21 protein-coding genes are annotated in these 14,679 nt (G+C 63.3%); 11 read left to right on the top strand and 10 right to left on the bottom strand.

The window, feature by feature from the left end; translation table 11 throughout:
• Positions 1-23: 23 nt before the first annotated feature.
• From ACSQ3D_RS20145 to ACSQ3D_RS20185, 9 genes are all read right to left on the bottom strand, one after another.
• Positions 24-281 carry a hypothetical protein gene (locus tag ACSQ3D_RS20145; RefSeq protein ID WP_436128073.1) on the bottom strand — a complete coding sequence of 86 codons (258 nt, stop codon included), beginning with the start codon at positions 279-281 and terminating at the stop codon, positions 24-26.
• On the bottom strand, positions 278-697 hold the full coding sequence (locus ACSQ3D_RS20150; protein ID WP_436128074.1) for a hypothetical protein: 420 nt from the start codon (positions 695-697) through the stop codon (positions 278-280). The genes ACSQ3D_RS20145 and ACSQ3D_RS20150 overlap by 4 nt, the downstream gene beginning before the upstream one ends.
• A complete protein-coding gene (locus ACSQ3D_RS20155; RefSeq protein WP_436128075.1) occupies positions 690-872 on the bottom strand; it encodes a hypothetical protein in 183 nt (60 codons plus the stop codon). Before ACSQ3D_RS20155 ends, ACSQ3D_RS20150 begins: the two co-directional genes overlap by 8 nt.
• The gene (locus ACSQ3D_RS20160) at positions 869-1,096 is read right to left on the bottom strand and encodes a hypothetical protein (RefSeq protein WP_436128076.1); all 228 of its coding nucleotides are present in this window, start codon (positions 1,094-1,096) and stop codon (positions 869-871) included. The genes ACSQ3D_RS20155 and ACSQ3D_RS20160 overlap by 4 nt, the downstream gene beginning before the upstream one ends.
• Positions 1,093-1,518, bottom strand: a complete 426-nt coding sequence (locus ACSQ3D_RS20165; RefSeq protein ID WP_436128077.1) for a helix-turn-helix domain-containing protein — start codon at positions 1,516-1,518, stop codon at positions 1,093-1,095. The genes ACSQ3D_RS20160 and ACSQ3D_RS20165 overlap by 4 nt, the downstream gene beginning before the upstream one ends.
• Positions 1,515-2,171, bottom strand: coding sequence for a hypothetical protein (locus ACSQ3D_RS20170; protein ID WP_436128078.1), 657 nt, complete (start codon positions 2,169-2,171; stop codon positions 1,515-1,517). Before ACSQ3D_RS20170 ends, ACSQ3D_RS20165 begins: the two co-directional genes overlap by 4 nt.
• 1 nt (position 2,172) lies before the next feature.
• Positions 2,173-2,892, bottom strand: coding sequence for an AAA family ATPase (locus ACSQ3D_RS20175; RefSeq protein WP_436128079.1), 720 nt, complete (start codon positions 2,890-2,892; stop codon positions 2,173-2,175).
• An 80-nt stretch (positions 2,893-2,972) separates the two neighbouring features.
• A complete protein-coding gene (locus tag ACSQ3D_RS20180; RefSeq protein WP_436128080.1) occupies positions 2,973-5,186 on the bottom strand; it encodes a Mu transposase C-terminal domain-containing protein in 2,214 nt (737 codons plus the stop codon).
• Positions 5,183-5,494, bottom strand: a complete 312-nt coding sequence (locus tag ACSQ3D_RS20185) for a helix-turn-helix domain-containing protein (protein WP_436128081.1) — start codon at positions 5,492-5,494, stop codon at positions 5,183-5,185. Before ACSQ3D_RS20185 ends, ACSQ3D_RS20180 begins: the two co-directional genes overlap by 4 nt.
• A gap of 185 nt (positions 5,495-5,679) precedes the next feature.
• Between ACSQ3D_RS20185 and ACSQ3D_RS20190 the strand changes: the two genes are divergently transcribed.
• The 3 genes from ACSQ3D_RS20190 to ACSQ3D_RS20200 all read left to right on the top strand — a co-directional run bounded on the left by ACSQ3D_RS20190 (position 5,680) and on the right by ACSQ3D_RS20200 (position 7,521).
• The gene (locus ACSQ3D_RS20190) at positions 5,680-6,384 is read left to right on the top strand and encodes an XRE family transcriptional regulator (RefSeq protein ID WP_436128082.1); all 705 of its coding nucleotides are present in this window, start codon (positions 5,680-5,682) and stop codon (positions 6,382-6,384) included.
• A gap of 9 nt (positions 6,385-6,393) precedes the next feature.
• Positions 6,394-6,735, top strand: coding sequence for a hypothetical protein (locus tag ACSQ3D_RS20195; RefSeq protein WP_436128083.1), 342 nt, complete (start codon positions 6,394-6,396; stop codon positions 6,733-6,735).
• Positions 6,736-7,158: 423 nt separating this feature from the next.
• Positions 7,159-7,521: a hypothetical protein gene (locus ACSQ3D_RS20200; protein ID WP_156370485.1), complete on the top strand. Its 363-nt coding sequence runs from the start codon at positions 7,159-7,161 to the stop codon at positions 7,519-7,521.
• A gap of 72 nt (positions 7,522-7,593) precedes the next feature.
• On the opposite strand, the gene ACSQ3D_RS20205 is transcribed toward ACSQ3D_RS20200, so the two are convergent.
• Positions 7,594-8,028: a hypothetical protein gene (locus tag ACSQ3D_RS20205; protein WP_436128084.1), complete on the bottom strand. Its 435-nt coding sequence runs from the start codon at positions 8,026-8,028 to the stop codon at positions 7,594-7,596.
• 345 nt (positions 8,029-8,373) lie between these two features.
• Between ACSQ3D_RS20205 and ACSQ3D_RS20210 the strand changes: the two genes are divergently transcribed.
• The 8 genes from ACSQ3D_RS20210 (at position 8,374) to ACSQ3D_RS20245 (ending at position 14,633) form a co-directional block, all read left to right on the top strand.
• Positions 8,374-8,859: a glycoside hydrolase family protein gene (locus tag ACSQ3D_RS20210; protein ID WP_436128085.1), complete on the top strand. Its 486-nt coding sequence runs from the start codon at positions 8,374-8,376 to the stop codon at positions 8,857-8,859.
• Positions 8,860-8,967: 108 nt separating this feature from the next.
• Positions 8,968-9,567 carry a hypothetical protein gene (locus ACSQ3D_RS20215; RefSeq protein ID WP_436128086.1) on the top strand — a complete coding sequence of 200 codons (600 nt, stop codon included), beginning with the start codon at positions 8,968-8,970 and terminating at the stop codon, positions 9,565-9,567.
• Positions 9,568-9,574: 7 nt separating this feature from the next.
• Positions 9,575-9,847 carry a hypothetical protein gene (locus ACSQ3D_RS20220; RefSeq protein ID WP_146185459.1) on the top strand — a complete coding sequence of 91 codons (273 nt, stop codon included), beginning with the start codon at positions 9,575-9,577 and terminating at the stop codon, positions 9,845-9,847.
• Positions 9,847-10,344 (top strand): DUF1804 family protein, encoded by a 498-nt coding sequence (locus tag ACSQ3D_RS20225; protein ID WP_436128087.1) that lies wholly within the window; start codon positions 9,847-9,849, stop codon positions 10,342-10,344. The genes ACSQ3D_RS20220 and ACSQ3D_RS20225 overlap by 1 nt, the downstream gene beginning before the upstream one ends.
• A gap of 4 nt (positions 10,345-10,348) precedes the next feature.
• The gene (gene terL / locus ACSQ3D_RS20230; protein ID WP_436128088.1) at positions 10,349-12,022 is read left to right on the top strand and encodes a phage terminase large subunit; all 1,674 of its coding nucleotides are present in this window, start codon (positions 10,349-10,351) and stop codon (positions 12,020-12,022) included.
• On the top strand, positions 12,019-12,198 hold the full coding sequence (locus ACSQ3D_RS20235) for a hypothetical protein (RefSeq protein WP_436128089.1): 180 nt from the start codon (positions 12,019-12,021) through the stop codon (positions 12,196-12,198). The genes terL and ACSQ3D_RS20235 overlap by 4 nt, the downstream gene beginning before the upstream one ends.
• 78 nt (positions 12,199-12,276) lie before the next feature.
• Positions 12,277-13,713, top strand: coding sequence for a hypothetical protein (locus ACSQ3D_RS20240; protein WP_436128090.1), 1,437 nt, complete (start codon positions 12,277-12,279; stop codon positions 13,711-13,713).
• A complete protein-coding gene (locus tag ACSQ3D_RS20245) occupies positions 13,710-14,633 on the top strand; it encodes a hypothetical protein (RefSeq protein ID WP_436128091.1) in 924 nt (307 codons plus the stop codon). Before ACSQ3D_RS20240 ends, ACSQ3D_RS20245 begins: the two co-directional genes overlap by 4 nt.
• The last annotated feature ends 46 nt before the right edge of the window (positions 14,634-14,679 follow it).

The raw sequence follows: 14,679 nt of genomic DNA on the forward strand, positions 1-14,679 counted from the left end.
TCTTCTCTTTCTTGGGTCTGTGATCAGTGAAGGGATGCGCTGGTGGTGGGCTGCTGCTCAGCAGCGGGCTTGCGAGCGAGCAGTTCTTCGGCGGCAAGGCCGAGCGCGATGCCCGCGCCCGGAACCATGTGCAGAAGGCCGCAGGCGCTCGCTAAATTGATGTAGGTGGTCAGCAGCGCGTTGAGCGCGGTCCCCGGGCAGTCGGCCTCTTTCACCAGCGTCATGACGCGCTTGGACAAAGCCTCGACGTCGTCAAACTGCTTTTCAGTCGGGGCGTTCATGCGGTAGTGCTCCTGTATGCGTTGCGTTTGCCCTGCATGAGGCTGGGGCAGTTGGTGTGATCCAGCGCGCCCTGGCGGGCGGTGGGCATGGGAGGTGGCACAAAGGCGCCACGCATCGATTGCGGCCGCGTCGAGGCCGCTACCGGTCCTGTCGTGGACGACGGAGCGCTCGCGGCAGCGGTGATCCCGGGCAACACCGAGCACTTGGAGGTGACCGCGTAGACGGTCCCAGCACGGTGCAAGGCCTGGCATTCCAGGAACCCGCCCTTGTGCAGCGTCACCAGGATTTCCTCCACCTCCGCCAGGCTGTAGGTGGGACTCCAGTGCCCGGTGAGCCGCAGCACGCTCCACCAGCCGCCGTCCTTGCGAATGAAGCCCCACAGAGCTGCGCAGTCGAGGGTGAGACCTTTAGCCATGGCTGCGCCCTCCTTGCACCAGCGTGAGGGTGTGCATCCCCTGGAACCATGCGTAGTCGATGACAGCGAAGCGCAAGGCTTCGCGGCGGGCGATGCCAAACCCGTTTTGCAGGCAGCGGGCACGGCGGGTGATCCAGCGCAGCGGGGGGCGCGCGTAGTTGGGCGACGTGCTCATGACAGACCCTTCCAGAAGCTGGTGGCGCGAGCTGTAGAGCTGACCTGGCGATTGCACAGCGCATCCAGCTCGGCGCGCAGTTGGGCCATGTGCTCACGGTGCAGTGCGCGCTCACGGTCCATCAGGGTCGCCGTGCTGCGGATGCGCCGTGCGATCCAGGCTTCGCGCAGGGCGTGCGCCAGGCCCACAGGTCCGCCGATGAAGATGGTCTTTAAAACGTTCACTGAGCCTCCGTGTAGATGGGGATAACCTTGTTGCGGGGTTGGATGGCACGGGCCAGTGGAGGGGCGCTCGCGGCCTTGTGGGAGCACTGGCGGCAGGCCTGCCAATGCTTCATGTCGCGTGGCGTGGCTGGTGCTGCCCGGTGGGCATACGCGCGGCACTGCTCGGCGGTCACCACCTGCTCTTCGCCTGCGGCTTCGTCGGTCAGGTGCGGGCATGGATACCGACCGAAGGTGTGAATCACCTTGTCGGCTACCCGCGCCGTGCTGGCCTTGCCCTCGCCGTACAGTCCGCTGCCGTTGAGCACCTGGCTCAGCGTGGCCGGGCTGATCCCCAGTTGCCGGGCGACCTGGGTGCGCTGTTGCCCCTCGGTGCGCGACTGCAGTAGTGCGAACCACTGCTCGTTCATGTAGGAAGGCGTCATGCAGCTTCATGTCCTTCACCCTGGCGGTTCGTGCTGGGACCGGCCTTGCGGAAGCGGGTTGGCATGGCGATCGAGTTGGCGAAGGCATTGGGATGCATCTCCCCGGCTTTCGATACCGGCGGCCAGCGCCCCAGGTCATTGACCAGGACGTAGCGGATGCGACCTTCCTCTTTCTTGGCTCCGGTCGCCACCGCATGGGGCGGCAGCTTGGCCCAGGCAGCGAGCAGCGCACCGATACGCTTGGTCTGCGCGTCGAAGTTGTCCGCAGCATCGATCAGAGTCTCTGCGGCTTCGGACGCCGTGAGTCGGCGGCGGATGCGCAGCAGGTTCCACACCCGGGTGGGCAAGGCCTGCATGTCAGGGGCTGCGCCGGGCATTGCCTTGAGCGCGGCCTGGCCCGCCAGCATTCCCGTGGATGTGAAGGTCCACTTGTTGCGGGCACCCTTCGTGAAGCGCATCTGGGTATGAGGACGCGTGTAGTCGTGCCGCTGCAGCGCGGTCAGAGCTTGCTCGGCCGTGCCCAAAGGGAAGTCCACCTGGTCATTGGTGGCCCACGTGCTCAGATCGGCGGGCGTGATGATCCGCGTGGTGCTCTTCACGTTGCTCGCGAGCGCAGCCAACGCGGGAACGATGAACCATTGCAACGCACCCATGTCACGCCCCCCTGTTCGCGGAGAGGTGGCCGGTGAAGTCGGCGCACAAAGGCTTGCCCTTGACGTGGGATACGTCCACCTCTGTCCAGCTATTGGCCTCGGCCCACACCTCGATGTTGGCGATGGCGTTCAGCACATGACGCATGCGGCCTTTGCTGTCGCGGTGGATTTGCTCCACCAGGGCGGGGGCAAGCGTCACCTCGGCCTTGGCCTTGCACGCTGCTTGCACGTCGGCCAGGCTGAGCGGGTGCAACTGCACGATGCGGGCCACGCGGCTGGCGATGTGCTCGTAGCGCTGCACGATGGCCGGGAAGTTCTCCATGCCGACCAGGAACACCATGGTTCCGGTCACGTCGGAGATATCGCGGATGGTCTCCAGCTTGGCCGCGCTTTTCATGTCGGCCAGGTAGTCGGCCTCATCAATGATGAGCGCTTGCATGGTCTGCGCCAGATGCTGCGTGATGCGGTTCTCGATGTCTTTGGTCGAGCCACGCACGGACAGTCCCAGCTCCGTCGCAATGTCTTCCAGCATGGAGCGCGGCGTCCATACCCGCTTTGCGCGGATGAACGCATGGCCGTTCTCGCTCGCCCAGCGCTCGGTCAGCTCCGACTTGCCGATGCCGAACTGGCCCTGGATCAGCACCAGGCTCGCTTCGCGGGCGCCCCGGCGCGCAACGATCTTCTCGGCCTCCTTCAGGAGCCGGAAGTTGGTGGTTTGCACGAATCCTTTTTTCACCTTACATTCCCCTTCGTTTGGGTCTCTTCAATCAACTCAGGCACGCTCTGTGACGGTTGCCGCCGTCACAGAGCACTCTTAAAACCGGACTGCTCGTCCGCGTCATCCCGCCCCAGGCCCCGCGCCGCGTAGTAATCAGCCAGGCCCTCGTAGTCGTCGCTTGTCACGTACTGGCGCAGCCATTGCGCGTCGCTGGCATCCCATTGGTCGCGGTGGGCCATGAGCCATTCGTACCGGTCGCTGAACGTGTCAAAGAAAGGCCTGCCCGAAGCCGCTTGCACGGCCTCGCCCTCGGAGGAAGCGTTGAGAGGGAGGGAGGAGAAAACCTCCGGGGTGGAGGGCACGACCACGAATGGCGTGCTGGGCTCCGGCAGGGAAAACTGGGCGGGTTGCACCGTGGTCTGCAGCTCGCGCAATGCGAGGTCGATCTGCTGCTCGCGGCGCTTGACGGCGGCCTTGACGCGCTTCTCGCGGGCCATGTCGATGACAGGCGTCGGGAAGAAGTCGCGGCGGCTGGCTTCGAACTTGGCCTCGCAGACGTACTCGCCGTCAAGCGTGTAGACCAGCACAAAGCTCGGGTCGTGGATGTCGTAGCGCACGCTGACTTCGCGGCCATCCACATCGCGGCGCATCAGCTCGGGCGCTGCGTAGGTCTGGTTGAAGAACGTGACCTGGCCGCGCTTGGCCGTGCGCAGGATCGCGGGCATGAACATCATGCGCAGCTCGAGCTGGGTGAGCAGCTCCTGCTCTTCGACCTTGTACTCAGCCGCCCACGCTTCGGCGGGCGTCATGTACTTTCCATCCGCGCGCTTGGGCAGCATGCGGTGGCGGTGTTCCTGGTTGTACTCATGCACGGCCTTCTCGACCGCGTCGATGAACTGGGGCCAGGTGGGCACCTTGTTGCTGAGCACCACCACCTCGCCGGTCTGCTGGGCGCGGCGCACGGCGCGCTGCTCCTTCTGCAGCTCGGCCGCCACCTTGCGGAAGGTGCCACCGTCGACGTCCTTGCCCTGGTATGTGGCGAAGTTGCGCGCGCAGTTGATACCCACGGTCTGCCACAGGCGCTCAATGCCCCCGTGACCCTGGGGCTTGCCAGCGATGCCGGTGCGGTGGTCGATGCCCAGGCGCGCGCAGAAGCCGTCAATCGGGCAATCCATCTGCTTGGCCGTCTCGCCCGCGCCGTTGTCGCCGTAGAGGATGGCGGGCACGCCCCAGAGGCTCACGCCATGGCGCAAGGCATCGCCCACCGCCCGGACGTTCTCCGAGAGGTTGACCGACCAGCCCGTGATCATTCGGCTGCGAGCGTCGATGCATACCGTCAGCTCGGGCGCAAAGGGGGCGCCGTGATCAGGGTGACGCACCTTGGCTTTGAACGTATGGCCGTCAATCAGCCAGCAGTCGTTGGGCTTCAATCCTGAGGTGTCACGCCACCGGAAGGGCAGCTTGGCATCGCGCTGGGCACCAGGTGCATGGCGGGCCTTGATGAGCGCGGTGTTGGCTTGGTGGCTCTTGCCGAATTTGTCCAGGGCGCGGCGCGCCCGGGCGTACAGCGCCTTCCAGGTGTCGAAGTCGCGTCCGAGCTGGCGGGTCACTTCCTTGGCTGCGCCGGTCAGCTTGCGAAAGCGTGCATCGCGGCTGTGAAACAGGCCGAGGACAGCGGCCACGTCCTGCTCCACGTCATGCAGGGTGGGCTCGGGTGACTGGGCAGGCAGCAGGCCCCACCAGCCCTCGGCACGGTAGATGCCGATGTAGCGCTCCAGGGTGCGCGCGCTGACCTGGTCGGCGCGGGCACGCTGGTTGGCCTTGCGGGCGGTAGCTTGCAGCTCGGCGCTGGCCTGGCCGCTGGCGAACTGCAGGGCCACCGTGGCGCAAGCGCGCTTGATGCCGTGCAAGGGCTCCAGGTCGAGCACCAGGTTCACCAGGACCATGCGTGCATCGGCCGTCGCTTTGTCGGTGAGGCTGGGCGGGCGTCGAGCCGGCTCTGGGCTGGGAGCCCGGGGCGCGGGCAGTGGCTTCTCGGGTGGGGCGAAGGACACCACGGGGGCGGCGTCTACTTGAGCCAGGGCGGTGCTTGCGGCCTTTGAAACCGTGCGGGCCGCAATGGCTGCACGAGTCTCTGCTGGCAAAGCGGTGGTGTCGTACTCCTGGCCGCCGCCGCCTTCGCGGCCGGTGCGGGGACGGCTGCTGATGCACAAACGTGTCAGGCGCTCCCGGGCGCGCCGCTCTGTTCCAGGCATCCCAGGAAGGCCCGCGATTTCTCGTGCGGTGAGCCAGGTCATGCGCGACGCTCCTGTTGCTTACGAATACGTCCGGTGCTGGTGACCGTGATCTTCACAGTGCGCGCTTGAGCCTTCGAGCGAGGGGCGAGATAGCGCGAGGGCCAGATTTCATTTGCGGGCTTGCCGAGGGCCTTAGCAACGATCTGTTCAGCAGCCCACCAGTGAGTGGAGAGAACGCGCTGAAAGTGTGAGTAGCCGTGCTCTTTTGCAAGTTGACGCAGGCTTACACCTTTCTTTTCGAGTGCGGCTTTCACATCTGCCGGATGCCAATCTGTCTGCGCCATACATTTTTGTGTGTCCATGGTCATGATCATAAACACAAAAAAATGTGTGTGCAACGATTTTTGGCACACTTAAGAGTGTGACTGTAAGAATTGGTAGGTTGCGGCAGTACTGACTCAGTGGTATCGGGTGTTCTCGAAATGGCGGCTGCATGTTTTAATGTGTCCATGGACACACTAAAATGTTTTTCCTGCCTTCTGTGGTAGTACCTATGGACCGACCCAGCAATGAACTCCGCGACGCTTATGCAGCGTCACTTGGTGATCGAATCCGCTCATGTAGAGGCGCCGTTACGCGCGAGGAGTTCTCGCGTCAGCTCGATCTCCACGTGAACACCATCGGCAAGTTCGAACGAGGCATAACCATTCCGGACGCTTTCGCCCTGTTACGGATGGCCGAGATTGGAAAGTGCCCGGCAGAGTGGCTGCTTTCAGGTCAGGTGAAGTCGGACAAAGTGGAGCGCAGTCTTCAGGCGGTGGAAGTCGGCGAGTACATCTACGTTCCGCACTTCGATGTGGCGATGTCGGCAGGCAATGGTGTGTTCTGCGATGTCGAACACGTCAAAGCCATGCGCCCGTTTGAGGCCAAGTTCATTCGGCAAGACCTCGGCATAGGTCACAACGAACTGGCACTGGTGTCGGTGATCGGGAACTCCATGGAGCCTCTGCTGCGCTCTCGGGACACCACCATGCTGGACCTGCGCGCCAAGGATGTGTTGACGGAGGGCATCCACGCGATACGCCTTGATGGCGCGCTGATGCTGAAGCAATTGCAACGCTTGCCTGGCAAGGTGTTGAGAGTGAGCAGCTCGAACCCCGAGTATTCACCCTTCGAAATCGAAGGCTCCGACGATGAGTCGCATCGGGACTTTTCGGTGCTCGGCCGCGTGCGGTGGGGCGGCGTCACGTTTAACTAGGAGAAGGCTATGCGTGTCTTGTTCACACGGACGGTTTGTGCGGCACTGATCAGCATCGCCGGTATCGGCTTGGCGCATGCGAAGGCGATCAGCGAAGAGTCTGCGCTTCGCACTTGCCAGAAAGCTCTCAAAACTGCAGCGCGTGATCCAGAAAAAGCCGTGGTCCCAGATGTTGGGGCAATGCGCGGTGGCGCTGATAGGAGGTTTCTCTGGAATGCAAACTCCAAACTCATTCGCATGCGCAATGGTCTTGGCGCTGAGGTGGCGGTGGGTGCCTTGTGCGTGGTGGATGAGGATACCGGGCAGATTAAGCTTTTGACTCTCGACGGAAAGCGCATCTCAGCTTCGTAGCCAACCCTTCGTGTCGTAAACGCGTTGCGCGAGCTTCTCATTACAGACGGCTATCGGCCAACTGCAGACATCCAATCAATGAAAATATGCCCTCGCTACCTGCATAAGAGTAGATCTTTCTCAGATTCCAAAGAGGAGCAGGCCGCACTCTCGGCATCCTTGGCGAGCGCTCCTGGGTTGCTGTCAATCGGCGCCTTTGAGGAACATCGCAAAGGGGGCAATCTTGCCACCCTTGAAGTTGACCGTTCGCGCTTGGACGACTTCCTTAAACACATGGAGTCTCGGGGTTGGATAGACGGCTTTTAAGTGAAGGGAAACGTCTGCATGGAGCAAAGTTCGACGGCAGCTCTGGGCCCGCTAGCGTCCTTCGCTGTGGGGCTGAATTCCGCCAGGAGCAGACATCTTTGGAGGCGACGGTTAAGCATGAAAACAGACAACACAGAAGGACCGGAACGGGGGATGCTCCTGTCCCATCCGGAGTGGGCTGGCCTTGAGCATTTGCCGGCACGAGAATTTCTGCAAGCAGTGAAGGCGCGAGATTTAGAAGTGGCTGAGATGCGCGAGATTGCTCGGCTTGCGACTAGAAAAGCGTTGGAGGATTACCAACCTATTGCGCCCGAGGTACCGCTGGACTTGACTGTCCAGATTGAGGGTGGCGAGTATGTTTTTCAACTGTTCGGGTTGACAGAATCGTGTCCACCGGTCGTGTTCGCCACAGCCCGGGTCAATCCCAGAAACCGGTCAGTGGCGGTCAAAGTGTCAGGCTTGGCTCTACGCTCTGACTAGCTTTCAAAGGACCGCTTTGGGCCCGAAGCAGCCCCTTGCTAAGTTCCGCAGCAGGCATCGAATTCATCTCGTTCAGCGGTTAGCCGACTCCAGGTTCAACATGCTGAGTTGCTGGCGCAGCTCTACGACATGGCGATTTGCTTCCATGGGAAGAAGCTGGAAGACGCGATCTGATTCGAGGATGTCTCGCAAGGCATCCCGAAATCTGCGAAAGTTCTCCTGCCGTCGAAGCGGCTGAGCGGCTTGCTTCAAGAGATAGGCTCTATAGGCGGCGGATTTGCCACTCGCAGCTTCACTGAATTCGAGGGATTGCTCATAAACGTAAGCATCCAGAAGAAGCCGAATTTTTGCGGCAGCCTTCTGCTGCTCGGGAGTAGGCAAGAGCTTTGGCAGATATTCAGGGTTGTCCAGCAGATCCAGGTCACCACCGTGGACAAGCGACAGCAGAAGGTCGAGAACGCGGTCCGACGTTTTGTAAGGCGCAGTGCCTATGGAACCTGATGTCATACCCGCAATGAAAAGTCCGCTTGTGGCCGAGAGCCGTAATCGTACCAGCGGCAAAAAAGCGGTGAAGACATTCTGAGCCGTCCGAGGCCAGCACATGCTGGCCTTAGTTTTTTGTATCCCGGCCTCGACAGTCGCGGCATGGGAATCACAACATCCTTTCTCCTCGGAGTCTGCATGGTGCTGCTGCTGGTCGGCATCACAGCATGGCGATCCTGCAATGGCCGCAGCTTGCCTTGGCGCTACCAGCGCGGCCGAGTCTCACCCCGAGTCCTGGTAGCAGGACTGTCAGTCTCTGCTGCGGCCCTGGTGGGGCTAGTAGCGCGTGAGGGCTACACCGACAAGGCCGTGGTTCCCACACAGGGCGACCGCCCTACCGTGGGTTTTGGCTCCACCTTCCACGAAGACGGCACCCCGGTAAAGATGGGCGACACCGCTACGCCCGTCCGCGCGCTGATCAAAGCCCAGGCACACATCAGCCGCGAAGAAACGCTTTTCCGAAACAGCCTGCCCGGGGTCGCCCTGCACCAAGGCGAGTACGACCTGTACATGGACTGGGTGTACCAATACGGCAACCGCGCCTGGCTCACGTCGGGCATGCGGCGCGAGTTGCAGGCGGGCAACTACCCAGCCGCTTGCTTTGAGCTGCTGCAGTACCGCAAGCTGACCAGTGCCCGCCAGGAGGGGCCTGATTGGACAGTGAGCAAGCGCGACACGCAAGGCCGTCCGCTGCGCTGGGAGTTCGACTGCAGCACGCCGGGCAACAGAGTCTGCATGGGCGTGTGGACCCGCCAGCAGGCCCGCCACAAGACCTGCATGGAGCTGCAGCAATGACAGCCCTCAAGCGCCTTTTGATGGGCCTTGCCAGGCTGCTTCTGATCGCCTTCCTCGTCCTGTGCCTGGCCGTCATGTGGATGGTCGCCCAACTGCCGCATTGACGCCATGGCCTCACGTCTACTCATTGCGCTACTGACTGGCTTGGGCCTGGTCAGCGGCGGCTACTGGTGGGGCCACACGGCCACCAACAACGCCCGAGATGCGCAACAGGCCAAGGCCGACCAAAAGGCCCGCACGGCGCTCGACAACGAAACCGCACGGGCCGACCAGGCCGCCGCCAGCTACTTGCAGGAACACCTCGACCAGGAAGACCGCTATGCCGCTCTCAACGCTACTTATCAAGACCTTCGCCGTCGTGCTCCTCTTGTTGTTCCTGGTCCTGTGGTTGATGTCACCCGCAGCGACGCGCCCGGGCCTGAAGCCCCGGGCCCGGATCAGCGGCATGCGGCTGCAGCTCCTGTCGATGGCGGCCCTGTGCTCACTCTTGCTGCTGTCCGCATGTGGAACGGCGCCCTCACCGGCACCGACCAGGCGGCCGGTGCCTGCGGCCCTGCTGGTGCCTCCGAAGGCGCCGACGCTGCTTGTGCCCAAGGCTCCGGACTCACCCTCGATGACGCCTGGGCCAACCACACCGCCAACGCCCAAGCCTGTGCGGCGGACCGCCAGCGCTACCAACACCTGATTGATTTCTTAAACGGAAAGTGAACCCTCCATGCCAATGGAAAAAGACGAATTGATGCTGCTCGGGAAGATGGACGGCAAGCTCGACAGCATCACGGCGCACCTGGGCCGCCAGGATCAGCGCATCGACGCGCTTGACCAGCGCATGGAGGAGCGCCACAACGCCATCGACAAGCGCCTGCGCGTGGTGGAACAAAAAGCCGCTGTAGCCGGTGCCATCAGCGGCTCGGCTGTGTCCATCGGCATCGCCCTGGCTATCGAAGGCGTGAAGCAATGGCTGGGCCGCGGGGGCGCCGGACAGTAATGGCCCACGCATCCGAGAAGCGCACTCAGCTTCGGGGCCTTTTTGTTTATCAGCGCCTGCCGATGGAGACCGCCTGCAAGAAGGTGGGCGTGCCGCGCAGCACCGCCAACCGGTGGAAGCAGGAAGCCGCCGACAAAGGGGACGACTGGGACAACGTGCGCGCCGCCATGGCGCTAGGCGATGACAACTTCGCAACCCTGAGCAAGAAGCTGCTCGAAGACTACCTGGTGCAGCACCAAGCCACCATGGACTTGCTGCGCGAGGCGACCGATATGGGGCCTATGCAGCGCGCTGAGACGCTCGCCAGCATGAGCGACAGCTTCAACAAGACCATGGCGAGCTTCAAGCGCTTATCGCCCGAGCTGAATAAGCAAGCCATCCAGCTCGACGTGCTGCAGCGTCTGGTGTCGTTCGCCCAGGCCAAGTTTCCGCAGCACCTGACGGCCATGGTGGAACTGCTGGAGCCGTTTGGCGAAGAGCTGGCGAAGGTGAAGTAGCGCCATGGCAAAGTCCCCCAAGGAGTTCCTGGACGGCCTGACCGCGCTGGCCGATGGCCTGCGCCGCCAGATCGACGCCAACCTCGACGGGTGGGATGTCACGCCCCAGGCCATCGCCGAACGTCGCCTGCAGGTGCTCGACCCGGTGACCGGGTACGAGTACTGGGACCGCAACTACTTCCCGCACTACGGTCGCAGCGAGCCCAGCGCGCTGCACCAATACCTTTACAAGCGCCTGCCCGAAATGGTCGCGGCACCCAGCGGCCAGCGGGACGCTCTGGCCGCTCCACGGGGCGAGGCCAAGTCCACCAAGGTGAGCATGTCGTTCGTGCTCTGGTGCGTGGTGACCGGGCGCAAGTGGTATCCCGTGATCATCATGGACGCTTTCGAGCAGGCCGCCGAGATGCTGGAAGCCATCAAAGCCGAGCTGGAGGCCAACCCGCGCCTGCAGGGCGACTTTCCTGAGGCGTGCGGTCAGGGCAAGGTTTGGCGTGCCGGTGTGATCGTCACGGCCAACGGGCGCAAAGTCGAGGCCTTCGGTTCGGCCAAGAAGATTCGGGGCCGCCGCCATGGCGCGCACCGCCCCGACCTGGCGGTGATGGACGACATCGAGAACGACGAGAACGTCACGACCCCGGTCCAGCGTGACAAGCTGCAGAAGTTCGTCACGGCCTCGGTGTTGAACCTGGGGCCGCCCGACGACAGCATGGACGCGATCCTGGTGGGCACCGTGCTGCACTACGACTCGGTCCTGTCGCGTTTCCTCAAAAACCCGCTGTGGAACCGCAAGGTTTTTAAAGCCATCATTCACTGGCCCGACAACATGCTGTTGTGGGAGCAATTCGAAGGGCTGCTGCTGGGCGCTGAGACGCCCCAGGAGGGCGAGGCCGCCGCCATGGCGATGTACCGCGAGCAGCAGGTTGAGATGGACAAGGGCGCAGTGGTGAGCTGGCCCGCGCTGCGCCCCATCCACAAACTAATGATCCGCCGCGCCCGGGAGGGCCACAGCGCTTTCGACAGCGAGCAGCAGAACGACCCGGTAGCGGGCGAGGATGCCCCCTTTGCCAACAGCATCCAGTTTTGGGTGAACCGCTTGGCCGAGTGGGTGTTCTACGGCGCCGCCGATCCTTCCTTGGGCAAGCACGGCAACAGCCGCGACCCGAGTGCTCTGGGCATCGGCGGTTATCAGCGTGTGCTCGGCATCCTTGACGTGGTCGAAGCCAAGATCAAGAAGCGCACGCCCGACCGGATCATCAGCGACATCATCGAGCTGCAGCGGGAGTACTGCTGCGTCGTGTGGGGCGTGGAATCGGTCCAGTTTCAGGAATTCCTGCGCACCGAGCTGGTCAAGCGCAGCGCCCAGCTCGGCGTGCCGGTTCCGGCGCGCGGCTTGCTCCCTATCGCCGACAAAGTGCTGCGCATTGAAAGCCTGCAACCGCACATGCACAACGGCCTGATCCGTCTGCATCGCAGCCAGACCACGTTGGTCGACCAGTTCAAGCACTTCCCCAAGGCCGACCACGACGATGGTCCCGACATGGTGGTGATGCTGTGGATGCTGGCCGTTACGGGTGGCGTGGCCGCTGCAGCGCAAGGCGGCACTCCCAACGCAGCCCAGTCTGCCCGAGAAAGGTATCAGCGCACGGCGCAGCGCATGTTCCGAAGGGGCGGCCAGTGACCGAAGACCAACAAAACCTGCTGATCATCCGAGGCCATATCGCAAGCCTGCCAGCCGCCGACTGCAAGGGCATCGAGCTGGCGGCTTTGAAGCTGCGCGAGGTGATCAGCCACCACAACGACCATGGCCGCCTGGCACTCGCCCTGGTGGGCGCCGAGTTGGCCGCCGAGGACTGATTTATGAGCTTTTACTCGAGACTGAAAGAGGCGATTGGGTTGGCGACTCCATCAACGCCCACGCCTGCTTCCGCCCCCATGCGCGAGGGTGCCTCGGCTCAGGGAAACGACGACGCGAACTGGCGCCGCTTGGGCGGAGATGGGCTGTCCAAGCAGAACGACCGCGACCTGTCGCCCATGGCGCAGGATCGAATGCAGAAGGTGGCCGAGTACCTGTGGCAGAGCAACCTGCTCGCCAACCGCCTGGTGGAGCTGCCCCTGGCGTATCTGCTCGCCGAGGGGGTCACGCTGCAGTGCAAGGATGAAGAGCACCAGAAGCTGCTCAACGCCTTCTGGTCGGACCCCATCAACAACTGGCCATTAAAACTCACCCCCCGGGTGCGTGCCCTGGGCCTGCTGGGCGAGCAGTGCTACATCGCCAACGTGCGCGAAGGTGACGGCTTCGTGCGCCTGGGCTACCTGGACCCTCGCCAGATCGCCACGGTGGTCACCGACCCGGACAACCCCGAACAGCCTATCGGCGTGGTTACCAAGCGCGACAACCGGGGCAAGCAGCACAAGTACCGGGTGATCGTCCTGGGCGAGGACGCCGAGCTGTTCAGTGAAAACACTACCCGCATTCGCGCCGAAGAGTTCACGGACGGCGAGTGCCTGCTGTACCAGCTCAACAAGTTTCCGAACGGCAGCAGGGGCCGCAGCGACCTCCTGGGCCAGATCGACTGGCTGGACGCCTACGACGAGTTCCTCTTTAACGAGCTTGATCGCATTGGCTACCTGCGGTCCTTCGTCTGGGATGTGACGTTGACGGGTGCCGACCCCGATGCGGTGAAGGCATACGAGAAGACCTTCACGCCCCCCGGCCCCAACAGCACCTTCGTGCACAACGACAGCGTGAAGCTGGAAGCCAAGACCCCCGAGCTGCAGGCGGCTGACACCAGCCAGAGCGCTCGGCTGTTGCGCAACCATGTCCTGGGCGGCAGCACGACGCCCGAGCATTGGTTCGGCGGCGGCGGGGACGTTAATCGCGCCGCAGCGTCCGAGATGGGCGAGCCCACCTTCAAGGTCTACACCGGGCGGCAGAACTTCCTGAAGCTGATGCTGGAGGAGATCGGGCGCTTTGTGCTGTGGCGAGCCGCCCAGACGAACGGCGCCAAGCCCGACTGGTCCGAAGACAAGTGGCAGGTGACGGCGGTATTCCCCGAGCTGGTGAACCGCGACGTTACCAGTTTCGCCGCTGCCATGGCCTCGGCGGTCACTGCTGTCATCCAGATGATCGACGCCGGGCTGCTCACCGAGGAGACCGCGCTCAAGATCGTGGCGGACGTGGCGCAGCGCTTCGGCCAGGACTTCGACGCCAAGACCGAGCTGGAGGCTGCGCGTAAGGAACACGCGGCACGCAAGAAAGCCAAGGCTGCAGAGGACAGCTTCAACCTGCCCGCAGACCTGCGCGACGAGCTGCAGGCGGGGCGGGACCAGCCAAAGGGTGAACCGGCCGCAGCGGATGCCCAAGCGTGACGCCTGAGCAGAAGCGCTTTGAAGCTGCGCTCAAGGAGCGCCTGGCCGAACGCGCCCGGCTGCTGATCCAGGCGGATCAGCGGGTGGTTGGCATGCTGCGGGACGCCCAGCTCCAGATCTCGCTGCAGCTGGCGCAGCAGCCCGCCGACTGGAAGCAATGGCAGCTCACCAGGCTGAAGGATCAGATCGGCATCGTCCTGGCCGCCATGGGGCAGCAGGCAGGCACTGCAGCCGACCAGGCGCTGCGCGATGCCTGGCAGCAAGGAGAAGACCTGGTCGACAAGCCGCTCGGCGCTGCAGGACACTCCATTGAGCTGCGCCTGGCCGCCCTGGATGCCCGGGTGCTTGCAGCGATGCGCACCTTCAGCCACGAGCGCCTGAACAATGTTGCGGCCGAGGCCCTGGGCAAGATCGGCCAGCAGCTCGGCCTGGTCACGGTGGGGGGCATCACGCCCTTTGAAGCCATCAAGGCGGTCCAGGCCCTGCTGGAGACCGAGTCGACCAGGCGGGCCACCACCATCGTGCGCACCGAGGTCAGCCGGGCCTTTGCGGTGGCATCCCAGGACCGCCTGGTGCAGGCCGCGCCCCTGGTGCCTGGCCTGGGCAAGCAGTGGCGCCGCAGCGGCAAGATTCACAGCCGGTGGACCCATGACCTGATGGACGGCCAAGTGGTTGACGCCGACAAACCCTTCCTGGTACCCAACCCCGGCGGGGGCATCGACAAGATGATGTGTCCGCACGATCCCAAGGCGCCGCCCGAGCAGGTGATCAACTGCGGGTGTATTGCGATCCCTTACCTCAAGGGATGGGCCATGGCCACCCCCGGGGCGAAGCCGTTTTCTGAGTTGGAGCTGAAGCAGGATGGGCGTAAGGCTGCCCTGGATAGGGTGGCCAAGGAGGCTGGGCGGCGGCAGGAATGAGGGGCTGTGAGCTGTCGCGGGCTACGGCGCTTTAAACCAGTTCGCT

Origin of the sequence: Acidovorax sp. LjRoot117 (assembly GCF_964252695.1) — a bacterium.
Taxonomy (GTDB): Bacteria; Pseudomonadota; Gammaproteobacteria; order Burkholderiales; family Burkholderiaceae_C; genus Acidovorax.